Raw genomic sequence first — 22,409 nt, forward strand, 5'->3', positions numbered from 1 at the left:
TAATGTCTTAATAATAGTTAGGAGCTTCTCTTGTAATTGTAATGTTGTGAGGGTGAGATTCTGTAAGTGAAGCTTGTGTGATTTTAACATACTTAGCAGTTGCCCTAAGAGTTTCAAGGTTCTTTGCACCCATATAACCCATGGCAGACTTAACTCCACCAACAAGTTGGAATACAATGTCGCCTACTAGTCCCTTGTATGGAACCCTGCCTTCAACTCCTTCAGGAACATACTTAGTTGTACCTGTTTGGAAGTATCTATCAGAAGAACCGGCACTCATGGCACCAAGAGAACCCATGCCCCTGTAAGCCTTAAATCTTCTACCTTCAACGAAGATTTCTTCTCCTGGAGATTCGTCAGTTCCTGCGAATAGTGAACCCATCATAACAACATTACCACCAGCTGCAAGAGCCTTGGCAACATCACCAGAGAATTTAATACCACCATCGGCAATTATTGGAACGCCGTATTTTTTGGCAGCTCTGTAGGCTTCCATAATGGCAGTAATTTGTGGAACACCTATACCTGTTACAACTCTTGTTGTACAAATAGAACCAGGTCCAATACCAATCTTAACACAATCGGCTCCAGCCTTAATTAGGTCTTCTGTTCCTTCATAAGTAGCCACGTTACCTGCTATAAGTTGTAGATCTGGGAAGGCATCCTTAATATTTTTTATAGTCTTTAATACGTTCTTAGATTGTCCGTGAGCAGTATCAATGACAACAACGTCAGCCTTTGCCTTAACAAGAGCTTCGATCCTATCCATAACATCATTAGTTGCACCAACTGCAGCACCAGCGAGTAGTCTTCCTGATTTATCTCTTGCAGAGTTTGGATATTGTTCGTGTTTTTCAATATCCTTAATAGTGATAAGACCCTTTAGTACATTGTCTTTGTCAACAAGAGGAAGCTTTTCAATTTTATATTTCTTTAAAATATTTAGAGCTTGGTCTAAATTAATATCAGGATCTCCTGTGATTAGTTTTTCTGAAGTCATTACATCGCTAATTCTTTTAGAAAGATCTGTTTCAAATCTTATGTCCCTATTTGTAATAATTCCTTCTAAAACACCCTTTTCTGTAACAACTGGAACACCAGAAATTCTGTACCTATCCATAAGTTCAGAAGCATCTTTAATAGAATGATCCTTAGTTAGTGAGAATGGATCAGTTATAACTCCGTGTTCAGATCTCTTAACCTTGTCAACTTCTAGGGCTTGTTCTTCAATTGACATATTCTTGTGGATAATACCAATACCACCTTCTCTTGCCATGGCAATAGACATCCTGTGTTCTGTTACAGTATCCATACCTGCTGACATAAGAGGAATGTTTAATTTAATCTTTTCCGTTAGGTTTGTAGATAAATCAACTTCGTTAGGCAAAATTTCCGATTTTGCTGGTACAAGTAAAATATCGTCAAATGTTAGTCCTTCTCCAAAAAATTCCATATTCCCTCCTGATTATTAATACATCTTAATCTTCATTTGCAATTGACTTCATCCTGAAATCAATATTCTCATCAACCAATGTAACCTTATCTGGCAGGCTTAATTCCACTAAATCATTTCCACTTTTATAGTTATAAAAATTAACTGGTTTAGTTTCTATAAAGTCGATAGAATCAATTACATCAGAATTTCCTCTAATTGTAACAGAAGATGGCTCAATTGAAAAGTCACTTGTCACAATATTTTTGCTAGTATTTTCATTAAATTTTATTTTAATTGGGACAGTTTTACTCTTTAATATTGGAAGGTCAACTTTTACACTTGAAGGATTGACTTCAACTTCCTTAATTATCTTCCCTCCATCATCGTAGGCATATATCTCTGCCTCAAGGCTCGTTGACTGAGTTATATCAGTAAGATCAATATAAGCATCAACCTTATTAATCTTATTCATATAAGTTGATGGACCCTTGACTTCAACGTCTACTTTCTTATTTAGATCACCTAGACTAAGTCCCTTTTCCAACTTGTTTAAGAAAACAATATTGGCTTCATGCTTCTCTTTTAAAACCTTATCAACTTTAAAAGGTATCCTTCTTGGTGTAGTGTTAGTTACAGATATCCCAAGATCAATATAAGACACATTAATAGGAACAGAATGTTCTCCTTCAGTTAACTTACTAACATCAACCTTGGCAACAATTCCATCTTTTGTTACATTTCTCATGTAAGAATTATAACCCTGGAGTTTAACATCAACGGTAGACTCCTTAGGAGAAATAATCGTTAGGTCTTTGGCCTTTAGATCAGACAAGCCTTCATAAGAAACCTCTATATTTTTGTAGTTTGTAGAAGTAATGAAGTTTGCTTCACCCTTAACATATGACCATAGGATGATAGCAAAAATTAAGGACATAATTTTTATCATCAAGGTCCTATCATTTTTAAAATTTATTTTCTTCATTTTTTTCACCACGCTTTGAGAAAAAAGTTTTTGCCTTGTAGTCTGGACTATAAATTTCTAAAAGTTTTGCCTCTAGAGTTTCTATATCCAAGTATCTTGAGATAACTCCATTTTCAGCTGTGGAAATAGTTCCATTTTCTTCTGAAACCATTATAGAAAGACAATCAGCCCTTTCAGAAATTCCAATTCCTGCCCTGTGTCTTGTCCCCAATTCCTTGGAAATCTTTTGGTTATCAGATAAAGGCAAGAAACAAGCTGCTGCCTTAATTTTTGATCCCTTTATAACAACAGCCCCATCGTGAAGTGGCGTATTTGGAATAAAAATATTTATAAGAAGTCCACTGCTAACCTTTCCATTAATTTCAGTTCCAGTTTCAATAACTTCTGTAAGGCCAACTTCATTTTCAATAATTATTAAGGCACCAATTTTTTGTCTAGCAAGAGAGGCAACTGCAGAAGTAATTTCCTCAACAGTCTCTGGAACATTGTCCTTATTTTGACTGAAACTATTCTTTATATTTGAAGTAAGGCCTAGATATTGTAAACCCCTCCTAATTTCAGGTTGGAACAAGACAATAATGGCCACAATACCGTCATTGATAAACCTGGTGAAAATCCAGTTCACTGTGTAAAGTTGGAAAAATTGTGAAATTTTAATAAATAATAGGATAAAAAGAATTCCCTTAAAAACTTGCTCTGCTCTCGTGTTTCTAATTAATTTTAAAACATAATAAATTAAGATAGTGACAATTAATATGTCAACAACATCTCTCAAGTTAATAATATTTAATAGGTTGCTAAACTTATCCATCCTAAGCACCTCTCTTTCTAACAATAATAATAAGTGCAATATATAAGCCAAGGGCAATTAAAATATCTCCAAGGCTAATGACCTTAGAAGGTCCAATAAACCTCTTCAAGTATATAAAGTCTGACAAGAAATATAATTTTGCCTTGTCAAATACACCATGACTTAGGCTTGCTCCCATGTAAATAATTTTTATAATTCTCTCATTTTCTATTTTCATAAGGGCAGATGGCGAGACTGGCATCTTTCCATTGGCCATTACTGGAAGGGCATTTAAAAAAGTACCAAGTCCACAAATTAAAAGGCCCTTGTTCCCATAATTTGAAAAAAAGGAAATACTAATGAGAAGAAGAGACAGAATATGAAACAAAGTGAAGTTTCTTACAAAAAAGTCAGTAAGACTTCCAAAATCTCTTCCCGTAATAAAATTTATAAAAACCATTATAAAAATTCCAATAAAAGCCAGATAAAATCTTTTAAATTTAAAATTTATTAAATTATTTAGGTCCTTTTCCCTAATAAAAATCATACTTATAAGTGCAAGTATTAAGGCTTCTAAAATCATTTTATCACCACAAAACAAGAATAACATTAGAAAATTGTATATTTCTTCTTTACTAATAAATTATTATATCACAAATACTTTATTTGAATTGTATTATAAATTATTTTCAATTATACTTAAGATAAAAAATTTGAAAGGATGAGGTAAATGTATAAATGCCCAAATTGTGGGTCAGAATATGGCTATTTTGATAATGTTGCTTATAACTGTCCTGAATGTGGACATATGTGGACTGATCTTTCTCTTGAAGAGGACAAGGTTCTTGATGCCAATGGCAACGAACTTAAGACTGGAGATAGTGTTGTAACTATTAAGGACTTAAAGTTTGGCAAGAACACTATGAAGAGGGGAACTAAGATTACTAATATTAGGATTCTCGATGAAGAAGTTAACGGTCATGATATTGACGCTAAGACTAAAGAGTTCGGTGGGATTTATCTTAAGTCTTCTGTTGTTAAAAAAGCTTAATTTTTGTGCCAAGTCTTGGCACTTTTTTTATTTATTTTATAACTTTCTAATTATTTTCAAAATAAGACTATAAGTTGTCAGTTTTAATCCTAAAATAATTCATTTGATAAAACTTAGCTTTACATATTTAATTATTTATAAATTTTTTCAGTTTATAAGCTATTACAAGTTTTATTGTTTTTTATATCTCAATTGTTTTCCAAATTTTATTCCAAAAATATATAAGAATTTCTTATTCAAAATTTAAAAATTTTCATCAAAAAGGAGCCGAAGCTCCTTAATTTTTTACACATTTTTAATTCTTAAGGCCTTGTAGCCTGCTTTTCTCACTGGGGCAACTCTTACTCCATTCCTTGGAACAGACTCAACAACCTTTCCATCTCCAATATAAATCATAATGTGTTCTCCTGCCTTATTGAGGAGGTCTCCCCTCCTAAGCTGATTCATTGGAATCTCCTCAACCATAGGTGATCCTTCAATGAGCCATGAGTAAGCTGGTGCAAGAGGAAAACCTGCAAATTCTGCTGCTGTCCCAACAAGTCCTGAGCAGTCAAATTGCTCATAAGAAAAACCTTGCACACTTAGGGCATAGTTAATCATATGGTCAATTTTTTCATTATAAGAATTTGGACCAGTGAAGTACCACCAGGACCATCCAATGTTTTCTCCCTTCTTTGCAAGAGAATAAATTTGTCCCCTATCGGCTGTAAAATCCTTGAGATTTGATGACGGTCCATAGAGGTAATTTCTAACTTCAGAAGCCTTTACACTAACAAGTTCACTAACTCCATTTACCTTTGGTGCTGTATCAACAAAAGTTACATAAGCGACCTTATAGGCATCTTCTTGACCTGAAATTTTTTCTCCACGAATAAGGGGAACTAAGATGTTTTTCTTCATCCACTTATTTAAGTAAGCCTGACTGATGTTTGTGTCATTACCATCAATATAAATGGTCATTGTCTTTAAGTTGTCAAAATCAAGATATAAAAGTCCTGTTCCCTTTGGAATATTTACTTGGGAGGAAATCTTTTTAAAGTTTTGAATTTTAGAATTTCTAATCTCTGCGACATAACCAGGTTTTAAATTAATTTTTCTATCAATATTTTTTGGAGGAAGATAAATAAGATTTTCTTCAGCTCCAATAAGATCTGAAGTCCCTGCACTTGAATTTACTTTTGCCATTCCTTCTTCTAAGCCGATTACCTCTTTTATTTCCTTGTTTAAATCTTCCATAAGTTTTTCATCACTTGAAAGGTTTGGATTGAGGATTACAGACTTTCTCAAGGAATCGTAATAAATTTTTATATCCAAGGCACTAGCCAAGTCTCTTAGCTTGAAATAATTATTTCCATCAATATTATAGCCAGAAATTTGAACTTCTTTCCCATCAATAAAAATCTTTTGTCTTGTTGTTACAGCTTTCTTCGCCCCAACTATATTATCACTTGGAAGTCCAGTAAAGTCCCCATAAGATGTTTTTGTCGTAATTTCAATGGCATCCTTGTCCCTATTATAATCGACATCAAAGTTTTTAATAGTTCCATTCATATAGGATGCAAAGTCACGAAGTTTAAAATAGTTGTAATCCTTTATTATGTAGGTTGAAAAAGTATAGTTGGATACGTCTCCGTTCTCTGCAATAATATCCATCTTTGATGAATTGTTTGGCATAGCTTTTTCAGCAAAAATATTTGTTGGAATTATTAAACTAAGAAGCAAGCCAAGTAAAATTAAAGTTTTCTTCATAATTTTCTCCTTTCTCTATTTACCTTGATAAATTAATTTTATCAAATAAAGCTTCCCTTAGCTACTTTTACTTTATAAAAGATGACCACAATATTTTTTATAAATCCCAGGCCTCAACTTGATAACTTGATCCTTTTGCCTTAAAATAATCTAGAGGTGTAAAATGAAATTATTAGAAGATAGAATTATAAAAGACGGAAGAATTTTAGATGGAAATATTGTTAAGGTAGATTCATTTTTAAATCACCAACTTGACATAAAATTTTTGGATAAGCTTGCTGAAGAGATGGCTCTTTATTTCAAAGATAAAAAAATTAACAAGATACTAACTATAGAAGCAAGTGGTATAGCCCTTGCAACTGTTGCTTCAAAACACTTTAACGATGCCATGGTGGTATTTTGCAAGAAGCAAAAAACTCTAAATATTGGAGACGATGTATACCAGTCAAAGGTTGAGTCCTACACTACAAAGAAAAATTACACTATAACTGTTTCCAAGAGATTTTTATCTCCCGATGACAACTTACTTATTATTGATGACTTCCTTGCTGAAGGAAATGCCCTTAAGGGTTTGATTGACGTTTCTAAGCAAGCTGGTGCAAATGTGTCTGGAGTCTCTGTTGCCATTGAAAAGGGCTTCCAAGATGGTGGCAAGATAATTAGAGACATGGGTTACGACCTTCTCTCTCTTGCAATTATTGATTCCATTGAAGATGGAAAAATTTCTTTTAGATAAATCTATAGATAAATTTATAAAATAATCTATAAAATTTAAGGCTCCTGCTTTTGTCCTTTCGACATTGGCTGGAGCTTTTTTTATTTGTTCACTCTTAAAAGTTTTCCAAGAAAATAATTCAACAATTTTTTTAGATTTTTGAATTATAATTCAATTTCATAAACCCATCTCTTCTTCTCATAAATTTCCCAATAAAAAAACCGAGATTTCTCTCGGCTCTTATTATCTTATTAATTTTTAAATTCTTATTTATTTGCAATTTCAACTAGAGAAGACTTTAAATTTTCTTCTATCCTTCTAAGTTCTTGTGAAGCTTCTTCACGTCTCTTATGACCTTCAATTTGAATTTCACGAACTTCATTTAAGGCAGATATTAGTTGATCATTAGTGTGTCTTATTGTTTCCATATCAACTATTCCCCTCTCAGATAATTTTGCAGTTTCAACAGTAGTTTGCTTTAAGGTTTCTGCATTCTTCTTCAAAAGTTCATTGGTTAAGTCAGTCACTTCTTTTGTCGCCTTGGCAGCTTCCTTAGAATGATTTGCTCCAAGAGCTATAACCATTTGAGACTTCCAAAGTGGAATGGTGTTTACAATAGTTGATTGAATCTTTTCAACCATAACTGTGTTAGAAGATTGAACCATCCTAATTTGTGGTGCCATTTGGATTGAAACCATCCTAGTTAGATCAAGGTCGTGAAGCTTTTTCTCAAACCTAGAAATCATATTCACATAATCGTTGGCACGTTGTGCATCAACTGGAAGGTTGGTCTCCTGAGCCTTCTCTTGAAGTCTTGGCAACTCTACATTCCTTGCCTCTTCAAGTTTTTTCTTGCCGGCCAAGATATACATACTAAGTTCCTTATAATATGACTCGTTTAAATCATACATTTGGTCCAGCATGGCAATGTCTTTCATAAGTGTAACTTGGTGGTCTTCAAGAGTCTTTATAATATTATTGACATTTTTTTCTGCAGAGTCGTACTTAGTTTTTATAGAAGTCATCTTATTGGCTTGTTTTTTGAAAAATCCAAGGAACTTGTTGTCTTCCTCATCAAGGTCAAAGGTCTTTAGTTCATTTACTACTCCAGATAATAAGTCTCCAACTTCTCCAAGATCCTTTGTCTTAACAGACTCTAGGGTCTTCTCAGAAAAGTTTGAAATTTTTCTTTGAGCACCAACTCCATATTGAAGGACTATATTTGAATTTGTTATATCAATTTGTTTTGCAAAATCATTAACTTGTTTTTCTTCCTCTGGGCTTAGCTTAAGCTCCTTGTCTTCTTCAACTTCCTTCAAGATAATTTTTTCATCATCTTGAATTTCATCAAAGTCATCTGATAGTGATAATTTTATTTCTCTATCCACTTTTACCTCCCAATTTTAAATTCATCCTTATCTAAAAGTCCTTCTTGCTTTAGCATGGACTTCAAAACGCTCATGTCTGAAGATAAGTCCATTATTTTTTCCTGGTAAATATTGTCCAAAATCTTCATGAAAGCATCTATTACAATGTCCATGGTATTTTCAATATCTCTTAGAGAACCCTTTACAGATTCTGTTGGCTTCTCCTTCATTTCTAAATATGAATTTGAAAGCTTAAGAGTAGTTGGCAGATAATAATTTATTGCCTTATTTAAATCTGACGCTGTACTTGGATTTTCCTTTAAGAGTTCAAAAATCTTTCCAATTATTTTTAAGAGTTCTCTAATTTTTTCATCCATTGGAGAAGAAATTTTTCCCTCGATTTTAGTTAGCTCCGTCACGTAAGACTTGGCTCTCAAGAGAAGTTCTTCTGCCCTCTCACTATTTTCTTGATTTTCAAGTTCTTCCATCTTTTCATTAGGATCTCTTAGGGCTTCTTCCTTGTATAATTTATAAGTTTTTGAATCTAAGATAAATAATTTGCCATCTTCAACAATCCTTGCCTGCCTGTAGTAATCTTTTTCTATCATATTTAAAAGATCATTTATTGTAAAATCAAGAGGCTTGGCAGTTACTGCTGCAAGATCTTGAGTTGGAATCACTGTATTATTTCCAATTTCACGATTGTATTTTCTAAACCTAATTATTTGGTCTTTTAATTTTTTTATTCTAAAGTTTGCATAAAAAGAAATAACAAGGGCAGGAATTATCCAAAAAATTAAGGCTGGCAAATCTTCTCTTATTGATCCATAAGTATCAAACATATCCATAAGAAAACCAAACAAAGCAAAAAGATGACCCACAATTGAAACTTTTGCGACAAATCCCCATGTTTTTACCCTGTTTACAGTCTTTGGATTTTGATTTATTATCCTGTCATCATTTTGTATAGAGTAAGGGAGTTTAGTCTTATTCTTATTAACAAAGTTAGAAATTGATCTCTTTGTAACATCTATTGCTGTGTCAATTCCCTCTCCAATTATTTCTCCAATTTCTTTAAAGTTTTCATCTCTGAAGGCGTCGTTTATCTTGTCTTGAAAATTATTTTCCCTATTTTTTCTCATTCTTCACCTCAAAAAGCCATCTTCTACTTAAAAAGCTATGACAATTCCTCCTATGTCGGCATATCCAGAAGACAAGCCGTTAGTATGTCTAAGGTGTACTTTTGCACCCTCATAGAGGTCTTCAATTCTTTCCTTTAGTTTTTCTGCCCTATCCTTGTCCTTTACATAAGAAATTGTAATTAGGTCTGGATTTTCTCTCTTGCACTTAGTCTCAATTGCCTTAACCATTTTATCAAGGGACTTTTTCATTCCACGATTGACTTCAAAAAGTTCGATTTCACCGTCATTGGAAATCATAATTGGCCTAATATTTAAAACATTGGCAATAAGGCCTGCTGTCTTTTTTATTCTCCCATTTTTTATTAGGTTCTTCATGGATTCTAGGACAAACATTGTAGTCTCAAGATTTGTTTCCTTTTCAATTTCTTCAACAACTTCATCAAAGTTTCTTTCCTTTACAAGGTCAAGTAACTTTAAAGCAATCCTAGTTGTCCCTGCTGATGCAGCTTTGGAATCAATAACGTGAATATTAATTCCATCAAACTTTTCTTTAGCTTCAGCTTCTGCTACTTTTGCAGAGTTATAAGATCCAGAAAGCTTAGAAGATATTGTCAAAATATAAATATCCTTGTCCTTATTTTCTTCAATAATCTTAAGATAATCATAAGGAGATGGACAGGCTGTGTTTATTGGATGTTCTGTCTTTTCCATGGCTTCTAAGAATTCATCTATCTTTAAATTCTCATCATCTGTATAATCTTTTCCATCAATTGAAATTTTAAATGGTACATACTCAATACCCAGGTCCCTTATCTCATCTTTTCTTAAATCACAACTTGTGTCTGATATAATCTTGTACATTACTTGCTCCTAATTCAATTTATCTTCAATAAGCTTTACTATTTTGTCAGCATCACTTGAAAGTTTATCCTGGTCTTCCCCTTCAATCATTACACGAACAAGAGCTTCTGTACCAGATGGTCTTATTACAACTCTTCCAGATCCATGGTAGTTTTCTTCCACTTCTTTTATTGCATCCATAATTTCTGGAAACTCTTGGTACTTGTTCTTCAAGTCATCACGAACTTTTGCATTTTTTAGAACTTGAGGATAATCCTTCATCAATTTATTTAATTCAGATAATTTTTTGCCAGTTTCTTTCATAATTTCTAAGAGGTGGATGCCTGTTGCAAGTCCATCTCCTGTTGTATTGTGGTCCAGGAAGATTACATGGCCAGATTGTTCTGCACCAATTATATAATCATCAGATAACATCTTCTCAAGAATATACCTGTCCCCAACCTTTGTCTCAACAAAATCAACACCGATTTTTTCAAGATACTTCTTAAGTCCCATGTTGGACATAATAGTTCCAACAGCAGCATTATTTTTGAGTCTGTCATCTTCCTTTAAATAAGTTGCTACTATTGCAAGTATATGGTCACCATCAACAATGTTTCCCTCTTCATCAACGGCAATAATCCTGTCGGCATCACCATCAAAGGACATTCCAATGTCTGCTCCCTCTTTTTTTACAAGTTCTTGAATTAAACTAGGATTTGTTGAACCACAGGAGTCGTTTATATTTTTTCCATTTGGCTCATTGTTAATAATTTTAACCTTAGCACCATAAGATTTTAAAACTTCTTCAGCTATATGTGATTGGGCACCATGACCTGCATCTACTGCAACTTCAAAATCAGAAAAGTCAAGATCAACAAGTCCCTTTAAGTAGTCAACATATCTTTGTGTGAATTCATGAGACCTATTTAGCCTTCCAATTTCATGGCCTGTTACGTCCTTATATATCTTTGTAGTTGAAAGAATCTTTTCTTCTATTTCATCTTCAACCTCATCATCAAGCTTAAGCCCTTCTGAGGAGAAAAATTTGATCCCATTGTGTTCATAAGGGTTGTGAGACGCAGAGATAGAAACTCCACATAGGTAGTCGCCAGTCCTTGTCAAGTAGGCAACACCTGGAGTTGGGATTACTCCTGCTAGGTCTACATCAAGCCCTATGCTCATAAAACCTGCCACAAGAGAAGACTCAACTAGGTCTCCTGAAAGTCTTGTGTCTCTTCCAACTAGGACCTTGCCCTTCTTGCCCTTGGCAAGTACATAAGCTGCAGCCCTTCCTATATCGTAACAAAGTTTTGGAGTTAGCTTTTTGTTTGCAATTCCACGAACTCCATCTGTTCCAAACAATCTTGTCATTTTATCACCTGTAATTTTTATCTATATATTCTAATAAATAAGCCCTGGTATTTTTCTCTGGATCATCTAAGACCATTTCCTCTAGGTCCTTTAGAATCTTTCCAATAATTTTCCCTTGAGAGAATCCCAAGGACTTAATGTCATTTCCATTTATTTCTAAAAACTTTTCAGCTTTCATTTCTTTTTCGTCTAATAGTTCTTTTACCCTATTTTTTCTATTTATAATAAAAGATGCATCTCTATCTATTCTTGTGCACATGCAATCGGCAATTAATAGGTCGTAGAGGTCAAGAACATTATCCCTTCCAACTCTTTTTATCTGCCTTCTTAGGGCCTTATCTGTCATCTCAGCATGGACCTTCATGTGGTCTAAGATTAAGATTTTAACTTTTTCTATAGTTTTATTGGGAAGTCTGTATCTTTTTAAAATTTCTTCTACCTTATCTCCACCAAGAACTTCGTGTCCGTAAAAGTGTCCCATGCCATCTTCTCCTATTGTCAAGGTGTCCACCTTTGATATGTCATGGAAAAGCGCAGCAAGTCTAAGACTCAAGTCTGGTTTCACATTATCCATTACGCAAAGCAAGTGATCAAAGAGAGTCTTGTCGTGGTAGGGAGAAAATTGAACAAAGCCAACTGTTCTTTTGAGGTCTGGGAAAATCACATCGAGGATTCCCGTCTCTTCCATTAAGAGCAAGTAGTTTGATGGATTTTCTCCTGTAATCATCTTTGAAAACTCATCAAAAATTCTCTCTGGAGCAATGTTTTTTAAGAGTCCTGCATTCAATGATAGGGCATCAAAAAGTTCTTCTTCGATAAAAAATCCAAACCTTCCAGCAAATCTTATTGCCCTCATCATCCTAAGAGCATCTTCTCTTATCCTCTCATTAGGATTGCCAACTGCCCTAATTATTTTATTCTCTATATCAGCTTGGCCATCAAAGGGATCATAAAGTCTTCCACCCCCATCCATAGCCATGGCATTAATAGTAAAGTCACGTCTTTTTAAGTCTTCTGTTAAATTATCCGAAAAAATAACTTTTTCTGGCTTCCTGTTATTTACATAGTCGCCGTCAATCCTAAAAGTTGTAACTTCGTAGAGGGTCTTGTCTAGTAAAATGCCAACTGTTCCAAAGTCTTCACCAACTAAGACAGTCTTATAGTCTTTAAATACTCTTTTAATTTCCTCTGGTCTTGCAGAAGTTGTTATGTCGTAGTCGTGTGGCTCTATGCCCATGAGTTTGTCTCTCACAGACCCACCAACTATATAGGCTTCAAAGCCACTTTTTCTTAGTTTATTTAATATAAATAGGACATCCTTTGGCATTCTATCACCCTTTTCATTATAACATTCTTGTTCTTAATTTAAAATTATATAATTAAGCCCTTCTCTTGTGATATAATGAACTAAAATTGGAGGTATAACATGAAAAAGATTTTTATTATTTCAATGTCATTGCTTCTTAGCCTAAGTCTTTCTGCTTGTGGCAAAAAAGACCAAGCTCCTGCTGAAGCTAATGAAGCAAAAGTTACATCAGAAGTCACTGATAAAGAGACTGATGAAGAGCAAGTTACTACTTCAAACTTTGATAAGGAAGCTGTTAACGAACTAATCAAAAACTCTGATTATATTTCAAGAATTAGAATTTCAACATCTACTGCTGAAGGTATGTCTGTTTCCTTCTTAAAGGATTATAAGGGAGACCTATCTCAAATTAAAGTAGATGTTCCAAAGAATCTAAGCCCTAACAAGGAATATTTAATTTTCTATAGGGACGATGAAAAGGGAGAAGTTTCTCCTACTACAAGAGACGGAGCTTTTATTGAGCTACAAGGAGACAAGGACTCAAACTTAATTTATATTGAAAAACAATTTGATCCAAACTCTTACACTTCATCATTAAAGAGCAAATAAGGAGGAAGATGAGAATGAAAAAATTTAGATCTATTCTATTTTCTCTTGTACTTATGATCTTTGTGACTTCAAATGTTTTTGCAGGCAGAAGTCCTCTTATTGAGTACAATGGAAAAATTATAAAATCAGACGTTAATCCCTACATTCAAAATGAAAGGACTATGGTTCCCATAAGATTTATTTCAGAAACTCTTGGCTACAAGGTTACTTGGGATAATGACAAGAGAGAAGTTGGAATTAGTGGCAAGGACACAAACATTTCTCTTACAATTGATTCAACAAAGGCAAAAGTTAATGGAAAAGAATTAAAACTTGATGCTCCTGCTTCAATTAAAAAGGAACGTACTTTTGTTCCCCTAAGATTTGTTGCTGAAAATCTAAAGGCAGAAGTTAAGTGGGATAATAAGAACTTCAAGGTTATTATTAATGACAATAAAGGACAAGGATCTTCAATTGTAGATTTGTCATCAGATGAAGATAAGTATGTAAAAGAAATAACATCTTTACAAGGTGATTTGAATAAGTCTATTAAAGATTTAAAATTATCTTTCTTTGACAATGCTGCTAAGCTAAGTGACGCTGAACTTGCTAATGCCTATGAAAAAGCAGATGGAGAAATCAGATCTACTGTTGATAAGATAAAAGCCCTTGATGTTCCAGAAAAATTTAAATCTTCTCACCAATATACTTTAGAAGCAAGTGAGAAGGCCCTAGAAATTCTTCCAGGCCTAAAGAATTCTATTATGGCTAAGGACGAAGAAGCTGCAAAATCTTTTATAAGAGAATTAACTGACTTCCAAGTTAAGATGCAAGAAGCAACAGATTCTTTTAAGGCAGCTCTTAAGGGAGAGGACTACAAAGCTCAAAAGGACATTGAAGTTTACAAGGACCAAAAGGAAAAACAAGATTCAACAGATAACTTGTTACAAGACAAAACTTTAAAAAATATTTTTAATAAACTTTAATTTCTTTTGTTTAAATTTTATTTTTTGATTTAAAATTAAATTTATCCATCAAAAAACCCCTCATTGATTTGAGGGGTTTTGTTTATATCAATTTATTTAATTTTTAATACTTGCCTTTTTCTTTAGGTATCCTCTGTTGTATTTGTCTTCGCCTTGTTCCATATTTTTCTTTGCTTGTGAAAGCATAAGCTTGATCCTGTTAAATTGATTTACTTCAGAAGCTGATGCGTCGTAGTCAATTGGAATTATATTTGCTTTTTCATAAGAAGACCTAATGGCCTTTATTACTCCCTTACCTGTGATGTGGTTTGGAAGGCAACCGAAAGGTTGAACACAAATAATATTTTCAACACCTGATTCAATTAACTCAACCATCTCGCCAGTTAAGAGCCAACCTTCTCCATATTGGTTTCCAAGGTCAACGTATTTTTCTGCGTACTTTATAATCTCTTCAATTTTTTCTGGAACAATAAATCTAGTACCTGCTAGGGCTTCTCTAACAAATTTCCTATAAGATTCAATGTAAGAAATTCCCATTTCACAGACAAAGGCACTTACTTGTGATTTAGAAAGTTTATCTGCCTTAGCCCTCGCATTCTTGAAGGAATACATCATGAAGTCAGTTAGGTCTGGGATTACAACTTCTGCCCCTTCCCTTTCAAGTAATTCTGCAAGGTGATTATTGGCAGCTGGATGATATTTAACTAAAATTTCTCCAACAATTCCAACCTTTGGCTTCTTTTCCTTTGTGATTTCAAGTCTATCAAATTCACTTACCATTTGATTTACATTTTTCATAAAGTTTCTCTTGTTGTAAACCAAGTTTTCTGACGTAGTAATATCTATCCATCTGTCGCGAAGGATATTTGTTGAGCCTTCTATTACTTCATAAGGTCTTGTTGCTTGAGTAAGCCTCATTATTAAGTCAGCGTAAAGCATGCCTTGGATTAACTTTCTTCCAATTCTCACCATTTGTCTCTTGTCAAACTCAAAACCTGGGTGTTCTTCTATTCCTTGGAAGGAAAGTCCAATAACTGGAACGTGACCATAGCCAGCATCCTTTAAGGCCTTTCTAATAAATCCAACGTAATTTGATGCCCTACAAGCTCCACCAGTTTGACTCATTAAAAGGGCCAACTTGTCTGTGTCGTAGTCGCCAGATTTAACAGCGTCAATAAATTGTCCTACGACAAAGATTGATGGATAACAAGCGTCATTGTTTACATATTTTAAACCTTCATTGACAACCTTGTGTCCTGTATCGTGAAGGACTTCAATGTTAATTCCCTCTTGTCTTAGGATTGGTTCAAAGATGCTAAAGTGAAGGGGCGCCATTTGTGGCATCAAGATTGTATAATCCTTTTTCATTTCTTTTGTAAAGATTACTGGATCATCGTCAATTAGACCTTCAAGCTCTGCATCGATTTTTTCGAACTCTCTCTTCTCAGCTGCTTCTATTAGAGACCTAATCCTAATTTTTACTGCACCAAGATTAGAAACTTCATCAATCTTTAGGGCCGTATAAATTTTATTGTAGGACTCCAAGATATGTTGGACTTGGTCAGTTGTCACTGCATCAATCCCACATCCAAAGGAGTTAAGTTGTACAAGCTCTAAGTTTTCATGCTCTCCAACAAATTTAGCTGCCCTATAAAGTCTTGAATGGTAGTTCCATTGGTCAAGGACCCTAAGTCTTGAATCAATTTCTACATTATTGGCAATCCCATCTTCAGAGATAACAGCAAGACCAAGGCTTGTTATAAGTTCAGGTATACCGTGATTTATTTCTGGGTCAATGTGATAAGGCCTGCCTGATAGGACAATAGCTCTTTGATTTTTCTTATTAACTTCTTCGAGAATCCTATTTCCTTCATTTAAGACATCAAGCCTATACCTATCTTGTTCTTCGTAGCCTGCACGAACTGCTTTTTTAACTTCATTTTTTGGAATAAAATCAAAGACTTCAGCCAATCTCTTTTCTAGTTTCTTCCTGTTGTCAAAGGAAATAAAGGGATTCATAAATTTAACTTTTCCATCAATTATGTCATCCACATTATTTTTTATAACTTCAGAGTAACCTGCAACTACAGGGCAGTTTAATGTATTGTCAGCATTTTTAAATTGTTTTTCTTCATAGAAGACTGCTGGATAGAAAATAAAATCTATGCCCTTTTCGATTAAGTCTTCAATGTGACCGTGAGAAATTTTTGCAGGATAGCAAGCAGTTTCACTTGTTATTGTCTCAATTCCTTTTTCATAAATTTCCCTTGATGACTTTGATGATAAGACAACTGAATATCCCAGCTCTGTAAAGAAGCTGTGCCAGAAAGGATAGTTTTCATAAATATTTAAAACTCTTGGGATACCAACAATGCCCCTTGGTGCTTCTTTTTCTGGAAGAGCCTTGTAGTCAAAGACTCTTTCATACTTATAAGCATACATATTTGGAAGTTGGTCTTCCTTGTTTCTAACGTGACCTGCTCCTTTTTCACACCTATTTCCAGTGATGTATCTCTTTCCATTAGGAAATACATTTACAGAAAGGGCACATTGGTTAGTACACTGTCTACAATTTGTTGAAATAGATTTATATTCAAAAGATTCTAAGTCTTCCTTAGAAATTATATTTGATTTGCCAGTTGATTTTTCCTTTGAGATTAAAGCCATACCAAGGGCACCCATAAGTCCGGCAATCTCTGGTCTTGTAACTTCAACTCCAGTTAAGTTTTCAAAAGCTCTTAAGACTGCATCAGATAAGAAGGTTCCACCCTGAACAACTATGTGTTGACCTAAGTCCTTAGGGTCTCTCACCTTGATTACCTTTTGGATGGCATTTCTTATTACAGAGTAAGCAAGTCCTGCAGAAATATCTGGAACAGATGCTCCTTCTTTTTGTGCTTGTTTAACGTTGGAGTTCATGAAAACTGTGCAACGTGATCCAAGGTCAACTGGTTCTCTTGACTTTGTCGCTTCGTTAGCAAATTCTTCTGCTGTCATATTTACTGAGTGAGCAAAAGTTTCTAAGAAAGAACCACATCCTGCTGAGCAAGCTTCATTAAGAAGGATGGACTCAATTACTCCATCCCTAATCTTCATGGACTTCATATCTTGTCCACCAATGTCTAGGATAAAGTCAACATCTGGATCAAAATATTTTGCTGCAGTGAAGTGGGCAATAGTTTCAACTTCCCCAAAATCTAAGTTTAAAGCAGCCTTCAAAAATTCTTCCCCATAACCAGTTGTGCCGCAGCCAGCAAAGTAGGCCTTGTCATTTTTTTCCTTGTAGATTTCCTTTAAATTTTCTATGGCAATGTCAAGAGGATTTCCCTTGTTGGACCCATAAAAAGAATAGAGAATTTCATTTTTATCAGAAATTGCCACCACTTTTGATGTTGTGGAACCAGAATCTATTCCAAGATAGATTGGTCCTTCATAAGATTTTAGGTCAATATTTTTTAAAGATTTTGTCTTGTGTCTTTCCCTAAATTCCTTAACTTCTTCATCACTTGTGAAGAGGGCTGGCATGACGTCACTTTCTTTTATGACAGTATCTCCACTTGTGTTTACCTTATTATAAAGTTCTACAAAGGACATAGCTTTAGAGTCAAAACTTGCAAGAGCTGCTCCTAGGGCAACAAAAATTTGTGAATTTTCTGGTGCAATGATTTCATCTTCACTTAGGTCCAAAGTTTCTACAAATCTTTCCTTTAACATTGGAAGGAAGTGAAGGGGACCACCTAAGAAGGCAACATTGCCCCTAATTGGTCTACCACATGCTAGGTTTGAGATTGTTTGGTTTACAACAGATTGAAAAACTGAAATGGCAATATCGGCCTTGCTTGCCCCTTGGTTGATTAGAGCTTGAACATCAGTCTTTGCAAAAACACCACATCTTGAAGCGATTGGATATAATTTTTTATAGTCCTTTGCCATTTCATTTAGACCTGAAGCATCAGTTTGAAGAAGGGATGCCATTTGATCAATAAAGGCCCCTGTGCCTCCAGCACAAATAGAATTCATCCTTTGTTCTACAGATCCTCTTAAATAGGTAATTTTTGAATCTTCTCCACCAAGTTCAATAGCCACATCAGTCTTTGGAATAAAACAAGAGATAGCTTCCCTGCCCGCAACAACTTCTTGAACAAAATCAATACCCAAGAATTCATGAACAGAAAGTCCTCCTGATCCAGTTACATTTACAGTTACTGTGTCGTATTTAAATTGTGGATAAACTTCATTTATTACATCTTTGACAGTTTTTCTTACATCAGAAAAATGTCTCCTATAAGTCTTATATAAAATATTTAATTTTTCATCTAGTATTACTAGCTTTACAGTAGTTGAACCAACGTCTAATCCCATATGAATTAGCATAGTCACTTTCTCCTTTCAAAATAAAAGTCACTAAACTTTATATATAAGTATTTTTAATTTAATATCTAAAAAATGTTTGATATCTAATAAACATTTTGAGATAAATAATTATTGCACTTTCTTCTTGCAATTACAAGAAAAAAATATCCAAAGTTTGATGTTTATTATTTAAATATTTGACATTTCTTAGTAATTGCTCCTTCTATTATAAACTACTTTAGTGATTTTTATAACAGTAAAAGGTGATTTTCGAAAAATAAAAAACTGCCCACCTAAGGACAGTCTTTAACTTAATAATAAAATAAAAAAAGATAGGCCGAAACCTATCTTCTTTTTAAGTAAATTAGTCTTCTGGATTTGGAGCTCCAACTGGGCAAACTGCTGCACAGCTACCGCAATCGATACATTGAGCTTCGTCAATTGTATAGATGTCTCCTTCGCTAATACATCCAACTGGACATTCTGGTTGACATGCACCACAAGCGATGCAAGAATCGTTAATTACATATGCCATTTTTCATTACCTCCATAAAAATTATACCAAAATTTATGAATTTTTATATTCATATCTTCTGTCATTATATTAACATAAGCTTTTTAATATTTCAATCATTATTATTGTTTTTTTATGATAAATTTTTTCTAATTTTTTGGTTTTTTAATGAGCTTTAGTATTTTCAAGCTTTTCAGACTAATTTATATTTTTTTATTTTTTGAAAAATCTTTTTTAAATGAGTATTGTATTCATTAAAGCTAATAAATCATAGCATTTTACTATGATTTATTATTCTTTAAAAACCCTAAGTGAATTGACAATACAAAGTAGGGCAACACCTACATCAGCAAAAACTGCTAGAGGCATAGAAACATATCCCACTGCTCCAAGTCCTAATACTACAACTTTTAAGAACAAGGCAATAAAAATATTTTGGTAGGCAATTTTCTTTACCCTCTTGGCTATATCAATTCCTCTTACAATAGAAGAAATATCATTTTTTAAAAGAACAATGTCAGAAGTTTCTATGGCAATATCTGATCCAGAACCCATACTTATACCTAAATATGCTGATGCAAGTGAAGGTGCATCATTAGTTCCGTCACCAACAAAGGCAATTCTTTTGTCTTTTTCAATTTTTTTAATTTCACTTACCTTGTCCTCTGGTAAAAGAGAGCCCTTATAGTAGTCAATGCCAACTTCTTTTGCGATTTCTTCTACTACCCTGTCTTTGTCGCCAGAAAACATGTAAGTCTTAACGCCTCTTTTGTGAAGCTCATCTACACTTTCCTTAACTCCATCCTTTATTTGGTCTTTTAATTTTATAATCCCAAGGACTTTTTCCTTGTCTGCCACAAATACATCTACATAATTTGACTCTTTGCTGCCATCAAGTTTTATATTAAAATCTTCCATTAATTTTTTGTTACCAACAAGATAAGATTTTCCTTCAAGATCAAATTCTATACCCTTGCCGCCAAGGTTATTTAAGTGGTCAGGTGTCTTATTGGTTTCAAAAGCTTTTACAATAGCCTTTGCTATAGGGTGAGTTGAATAAGCTTCTCCAACAGAGGCAATTTCTAAAACTTCATCTCTTGATCCAGAGACTTCTTCCACTTCTGCAATAGTAAATTCTCCCTTAGTGACTGTCCCAGTTTTATCAAAGGCAATTCCATCAATATCTGTTAGGGCTTCAATAGAGTTACCACCCTTCACGAAGATTGACCTTCTTGAAAGAGATCCAATTCCTGCAAATATTGTAAGTGGAACAGAAACTGCAAGAGCACATGGACAGGAAATAACCAAAAATATGGCCGCTCTGTAAAGTGCTTCCTTAGCAGTATGATCTGTTGCAAAATTTAAGAATAAGAATAAAATTACTGCAAGGCCAATAACTATTGGAGTGTAAATTTTTGCAAATCGAGTGATAAATTTCTCCACTTTAGCCTTATTGACGCTGGCATTTTTTACCATATCAATAATTTTTGCAATAGTTCCTTCTTTATAAGTTTTTGTTACTTCAACTTCAAGAGAAGAATCTAAGTTAACAAAACCAGATATAATTTCATCTCCTGCTTCGAGAGATACTGGAGCAAACTCTCCAGAAATATTTGATGTGTCAAGGTTAGATGCACCCTTTATAATTTTTCCATCTAGGGGAACTTTTTCTCCTGGCCTGATTAAAATAACTTGACCAATAGAAACTTCACTTGGATCAACTTTTACAATCTCTCCATTGAGTCTTAGGTTGGCAAAGTCCGGTTTTAACTTTAAGGCTTCTTTAATGGATTTCTTTGAAGAGTCCACTGCCCTATCTTGAATAATTTCTCCCACACTATAAAAGAGCATTACTGCCACGGCTTCAGCATACTCGCCAGAAATAATTGCAGCGAGAGAAGCCACTGTCATCAGGAATTTTTCATCCATAAAATTACCTGAAGAAATTTTTGAAATAGAAGCCTTGATAACATCGTAGCCAATTATGATGTAAAGAATTAAATAAGAAATTAATGTAAATTTCTCATTTAAATCTACAAAATGTAAGGCTACAAGACCTATGAAGACAAGAATGGCCTTGTAGATTGAAAAGTTTTCTTCCTCTTCCTCCTCTTCAATCTCCTCACCTATATCTTCTGTTACAATAACTCCATCTTCAATGGAATCCACAATATCCTGAATTTTTCTTTTTAGTTTTATTGAATCTTCTTCTGATTCAAATACAAGTTCGTCATTTAAGAAGTCGTAATGCAAGTTTTTGAGTTCATCTTTTGATTTAAGTTCTTCCTCTATCTTGCCTGCACAATTGGCACAGGTAAGACCTCTTAAATGGAAAATATATTTATCCATAAATTCCTCCTTTTTTATTTTACATTTTTATACTTCGATACTTGCTCATATATTCATTATATGTCTTCTTAAATTTTTGTCAATAGATTTCAATTAAGACTTTATTTTTTTTATTATCTATGAGATAATACTTAAGCAAGAGAAGCCTTGATATTGTTTTTTGAAGATTTTACATAAATTTTAACTAAATTTTAAAAACTTTTAAAAAACGGTTGACAAAACAAACTTATTACTTTAGAATAGGTAGAGTAAGTTGCTAAAGAGTGACCTTCAATTTGGAGAAATACTCAAGTGGCTGAAGAGGCTCCCCTGCTAAGGGAGTAGGTCCCGATTAGGGTCGCGAGGGTTCAAATCCCTCTTTCTCCGCCAATGGTGAGGGCCTTTAGCTCAGTTGGTTAGAGCGCCCGGCTCATAACCGGTAGGTCCCGGGTTCAAGTCCCTGAAGGCCCACCATTTACTTGCCCAGATAGCTCAGTCGGTAGAGCAGAGGACTGAAAATCCTCGTGTCGCTGGTTCGATTCCGGCTCTGGGCACCATTTTTTTATAACCCTTGAAATCATTTGGTTTCAAGGGTTTTTTATTGTAAAAGTTGGCTACTTGTTGGCTCCTGTGAAATATTTTTACTTGTCGACTCTTTGCCACAAGAATTTCTTACATAAAAAAGCACACTGCTTATGCAAGTTTCGCATTATAGCTCGTGTGCTTTTTCTATTTCAAAATTTTAAATTTTTCTATTTCTTTTTCACTTAATTTTTCTGGATCAAGTTTATTTTCCCTACAATATTTTATTATGGCTTTCATGTCCAAGTCATACTTATAATTTTTCTCGTCTACAAATCTTACATGAAAGAACTCATCAAATTCCAAA

The 22,409-nt window shown here is 34.1% G+C and carries 18 protein-coding genes and 3 tRNA genes; 7 read left to right on the forward strand and 14 right to left on the reverse strand.

The window, feature by feature from the left end; all coding sequences use genetic code 11:
- Window positions 1–7 precede the first annotated feature (7 nt).
- Genes guaB through HMPREF3023_RS06960 form a run of 4 tightly spaced genes read right to left on the reverse strand, consistent with a single transcriptional unit; the run spans window position 8 to window position 3,790 of the window.
- The gene (gene guaB / locus HMPREF3023_RS06945; RefSeq protein ID WP_070702016.1) at window positions 8–1,453 is read right to left on the reverse strand and encodes an IMP dehydrogenase; all 1,446 of its coding nucleotides are present in this window, start codon (window positions 1,451–1,453) and stop codon (window positions 8–10) included.
- Window positions 1,454–1,478: 25 nt separating this feature from the next.
- Window positions 1,479–2,417, reverse strand: a complete 939-nt coding sequence (locus HMPREF3023_RS06950) for a CdaR family protein (protein WP_070702018.1) — start codon at window positions 2,415–2,417, stop codon at window positions 1,479–1,481.
- Entirely contained in the window at window positions 2,398–3,228 is an 831-nt protein-coding gene (cdaA, locus tag HMPREF3023_RS06955; RefSeq protein WP_070702020.1) for a diadenylate cyclase CdaA, read from the reverse strand. Before cdaA ends, HMPREF3023_RS06950 begins: the two co-directional genes overlap by 20 nt.
- A gap of 1 nt (window position 3,229) precedes the next feature.
- A complete protein-coding gene (locus tag HMPREF3023_RS06960; RefSeq protein ID WP_070702022.1) occupies window positions 3,230–3,790 on the reverse strand; it encodes a DUF5317 domain-containing protein in 561 nt (186 codons plus the stop codon).
- Window positions 3,791–3,937: 147 nt separating this feature from the next.
- Here HMPREF3023_RS06960 and HMPREF3023_RS06965 point away from each other — a divergent pair, with 147 nt between their 5' ends.
- On the forward strand, window positions 3,938–4,258 hold the full coding sequence (locus tag HMPREF3023_RS06965; protein WP_070702024.1) for a zinc ribbon domain-containing protein YjdM: 321 nt from the start codon (window positions 3,938–3,940) through the stop codon (window positions 4,256–4,258).
- A 285-nt stretch (window positions 4,259–4,543) separates the two neighbouring features.
- Here HMPREF3023_RS06965 and HMPREF3023_RS06970 read toward each other — a convergent pair whose 3' ends face one another.
- Window positions 4,544–6,007 (reverse strand): C40 family peptidase, encoded by a 1,464-nt coding sequence (locus HMPREF3023_RS06970; protein ID WP_070702026.1) that lies wholly within the window; start codon window positions 6,005–6,007, stop codon window positions 4,544–4,546.
- Window positions 6,008–6,170: 163 nt separating this feature from the next.
- Between HMPREF3023_RS06970 and HMPREF3023_RS06975 the strand changes: the two genes are divergently transcribed.
- Window positions 6,171–6,743 (forward strand): xanthine phosphoribosyltransferase, encoded by a 573-nt coding sequence (locus HMPREF3023_RS06975; protein WP_070702028.1) that lies wholly within the window; start codon window positions 6,171–6,173, stop codon window positions 6,741–6,743.
- 245 nt (window positions 6,744–6,988) lie between these two features.
- Here HMPREF3023_RS06975 and HMPREF3023_RS06980 read toward each other — a convergent pair whose 3' ends face one another.
- From HMPREF3023_RS06980 to HMPREF3023_RS07000, 5 genes are read right to left on the reverse strand one after another with little or no spacing between them, the layout of a single operon-like run.
- Window positions 6,989–8,110, reverse strand: a complete 1,122-nt coding sequence (locus tag HMPREF3023_RS06980; RefSeq protein ID WP_070702030.1) for a toxic anion resistance protein — start codon at window positions 8,108–8,110, stop codon at window positions 6,989–6,991.
- Window positions 8,111–8,112: 2 nt separating this feature from the next.
- On the reverse strand, window positions 8,113–9,231 hold the full coding sequence (locus tag HMPREF3023_RS06985; protein ID WP_070702033.1) for a 5-bromo-4-chloroindolyl phosphate hydrolysis family protein: 1,119 nt from the start codon (window positions 9,229–9,231) through the stop codon (window positions 8,113–8,115).
- Between the two features lie 27 nt (window positions 9,232–9,258).
- Complete coding sequence (locus HMPREF3023_RS06990) at window positions 9,259–10,092, reverse strand: DegV family protein (RefSeq protein WP_070702035.1); 834 nt, start codon at window positions 10,090–10,092, stop codon at window positions 9,259–9,261.
- A 9-nt stretch (window positions 10,093–10,101) separates the two neighbouring features.
- The gene (gene glmM, locus HMPREF3023_RS06995; protein WP_070702037.1) at window positions 10,102–11,445 is read right to left on the reverse strand and encodes a phosphoglucosamine mutase; all 1,344 of its coding nucleotides are present in this window, start codon (window positions 11,443–11,445) and stop codon (window positions 10,102–10,104) included.
- Between the two features lie 4 nt (window positions 11,446–11,449).
- On the reverse strand, window positions 11,450–12,772 hold the full coding sequence (locus HMPREF3023_RS07000; protein ID WP_070702039.1) for a CCA tRNA nucleotidyltransferase: 1,323 nt from the start codon (window positions 12,770–12,772) through the stop codon (window positions 11,450–11,452).
- A 99-nt stretch (window positions 12,773–12,871) separates the two neighbouring features.
- Between HMPREF3023_RS07000 and HMPREF3023_RS07005 the strand changes: the two genes are divergently transcribed.
- Window positions 12,872–13,360 (forward strand): hypothetical protein, encoded by a 489-nt coding sequence (locus HMPREF3023_RS07005; RefSeq protein WP_070702041.1) that lies wholly within the window; start codon window positions 12,872–12,874, stop codon window positions 13,358–13,360.
- Between the two features lie 14 nt (window positions 13,361–13,374).
- Window positions 13,375–14,325 carry a copper amine oxidase N-terminal domain-containing protein gene (locus HMPREF3023_RS07010; RefSeq protein WP_070702289.1) on the forward strand — a complete coding sequence of 317 codons (951 nt, stop codon included), beginning with the start codon at window positions 13,375–13,377 and terminating at the stop codon, window positions 14,323–14,325.
- A gap of 96 nt (window positions 14,326–14,421) precedes the next feature.
- Here HMPREF3023_RS07010 and HMPREF3023_RS07015 read toward each other — a convergent pair whose 3' ends face one another.
- The 3 genes from HMPREF3023_RS07015 to HMPREF3023_RS07025 form a co-directional block, all read right to left on the reverse strand.
- Window positions 14,422–18,699: a 2-hydroxyacyl-CoA dehydratase gene (locus HMPREF3023_RS07015; RefSeq protein WP_070702043.1), complete on the reverse strand. Its 4,278-nt coding sequence runs from the start codon at window positions 18,697–18,699 to the stop codon at window positions 14,422–14,424.
- Between the two features lie 343 nt (window positions 18,700–19,042).
- Complete coding sequence (locus HMPREF3023_RS07020) at window positions 19,043–19,213, reverse strand: DUF362 domain-containing protein (protein ID WP_019124611.1); 171 nt, start codon at window positions 19,211–19,213, stop codon at window positions 19,043–19,045.
- A 270-nt stretch (window positions 19,214–19,483) separates the two neighbouring features.
- On the reverse strand, window positions 19,484–21,541 hold the full coding sequence (locus HMPREF3023_RS07025; protein ID WP_070702045.1) for a heavy metal translocating P-type ATPase: 2,058 nt from the start codon (window positions 21,539–21,541) through the stop codon (window positions 19,484–19,486).
- A gap of 277 nt (window positions 21,542–21,818) precedes the next feature.
- Here HMPREF3023_RS07025 and HMPREF3023_RS07030 point away from each other — a divergent pair.
- From HMPREF3023_RS07030 to HMPREF3023_RS07040, 3 genes are all read left to right on the forward strand, one after another.
- Window positions 21,819–21,910, forward strand: a tRNA-Ser gene (locus HMPREF3023_RS07030).
- A 7-nt stretch (window positions 21,911–21,917) separates the two neighbouring features.
- Window positions 21,918–21,994, forward strand: a tRNA-Ile gene (locus HMPREF3023_RS07035).
- A gap of 7 nt (window positions 21,995–22,001) precedes the next feature.
- Window positions 22,002–22,077, forward strand: a tRNA-Phe gene (locus HMPREF3023_RS07040).
- A 172-nt stretch (window positions 22,078–22,249) separates the two neighbouring features.
- On the opposite strand, the gene HMPREF3023_RS09475 is transcribed toward HMPREF3023_RS07040, so the two are convergent.
- Window positions 22,250–22,408, reverse strand: a complete 159-nt coding sequence (locus HMPREF3023_RS09475; RefSeq protein ID WP_168165803.1) for a hypothetical protein — start codon at window positions 22,406–22,408, stop codon at window positions 22,250–22,252.
- Window position 22,409: the final 1 nt, after the last annotated feature.

This window comes from Peptoniphilus sp. HMSC075B08, assembly GCF_001815405.1.
Taxonomy (GTDB): Bacteria; Bacillota; Clostridia; order Tissierellales; family Peptoniphilaceae; genus Peptoniphilus_A; species Peptoniphilus_A harei.

Bases quoted from the DNA above. Each gene is read 5' to 3' on its own strand.
- guaB (WP_070702016.1), bottom strand. From the start codon at position 1,453: ATGGAATTTTTTGGAGAAGGACTAACATTTGACGATATTTTACTTGTA.
- HMPREF3023_RS06950 (WP_070702018.1), bottom strand. From the start codon at position 2,417: ATGAAGAAAATAAATTTTAAAAATGATAGGACCTTGATGATAAAAATT.
- cdaA (WP_070702020.1), bottom strand. From the start codon at position 3,228: ATGGATAAGTTTAGCAACCTATTAAATATTATTAACTTGAGAGATGTT.
- HMPREF3023_RS06960 (WP_070702022.1), bottom strand. From the start codon at position 3,790: ATGATTTTAGAAGCCTTAATACTTGCACTTATAAGTATGATTTTTATT.
- HMPREF3023_RS06965 (WP_070702024.1), top strand. From the start codon at position 3,938: ATGTATAAATGCCCAAATTGTGGGTCAGAATATGGCTATTTTGATAAT.
- HMPREF3023_RS06970 (WP_070702026.1), bottom strand. From the start codon at position 6,007: ATGAAGAAAACTTTAATTTTACTTGGCTTGCTTCTTAGTTTAATAATT.
- HMPREF3023_RS06975 (WP_070702028.1), top strand. From the start codon at position 6,171: ATGAAATTATTAGAAGATAGAATTATAAAAGACGGAAGAATTTTAGAT.
- HMPREF3023_RS06985 (WP_070702033.1), bottom strand. From the start codon at position 9,231: ATGAGAAAAAATAGGGAAAATAATTTTCAAGACAAGATAAACGACGCC.
- HMPREF3023_RS06990 (WP_070702035.1), bottom strand. From the start codon at position 10,092: ATGTACAAGATTATATCAGACACAAGTTGTGATTTAAGAAAAGATGAG.
- glmM (WP_070702037.1), bottom strand. From the start codon at position 11,445: ATGACAAGATTGTTTGGAACAGATGGAGTTCGTGGAATTGCAAACAAA.
- HMPREF3023_RS07000 (WP_070702039.1), bottom strand. From the start codon at position 12,772: ATGCCAAAGGATGTCCTATTTATATTAAATAAACTAAGAAAAAGTGGC.
- HMPREF3023_RS07005 (WP_070702041.1), top strand. From the start codon at position 12,872: ATGAAAAAGATTTTTATTATTTCAATGTCATTGCTTCTTAGCCTAAGT.
- HMPREF3023_RS07010 (WP_070702289.1), top strand. From the start codon at position 13,375: ATGAAAAAATTTAGATCTATTCTATTTTCTCTTGTACTTATGATCTTT.
- HMPREF3023_RS07015 (WP_070702043.1), bottom strand. From the start codon at position 18,699: ATGCTAATTCATATGGGATTAGACGTTGGTTCAACTACTGTAAAGCTA.
- HMPREF3023_RS07020 (WP_019124611.1), bottom strand. From the start codon at position 19,213: ATGGCATATGTAATTAACGATTCTTGCATCGCTTGTGGTGCATGTCAA.
- HMPREF3023_RS07025 (WP_070702045.1), bottom strand. From the start codon at position 21,541: ATGGATAAATATATTTTCCATTTAAGAGGTCTTACCTGTGCCAATTGT.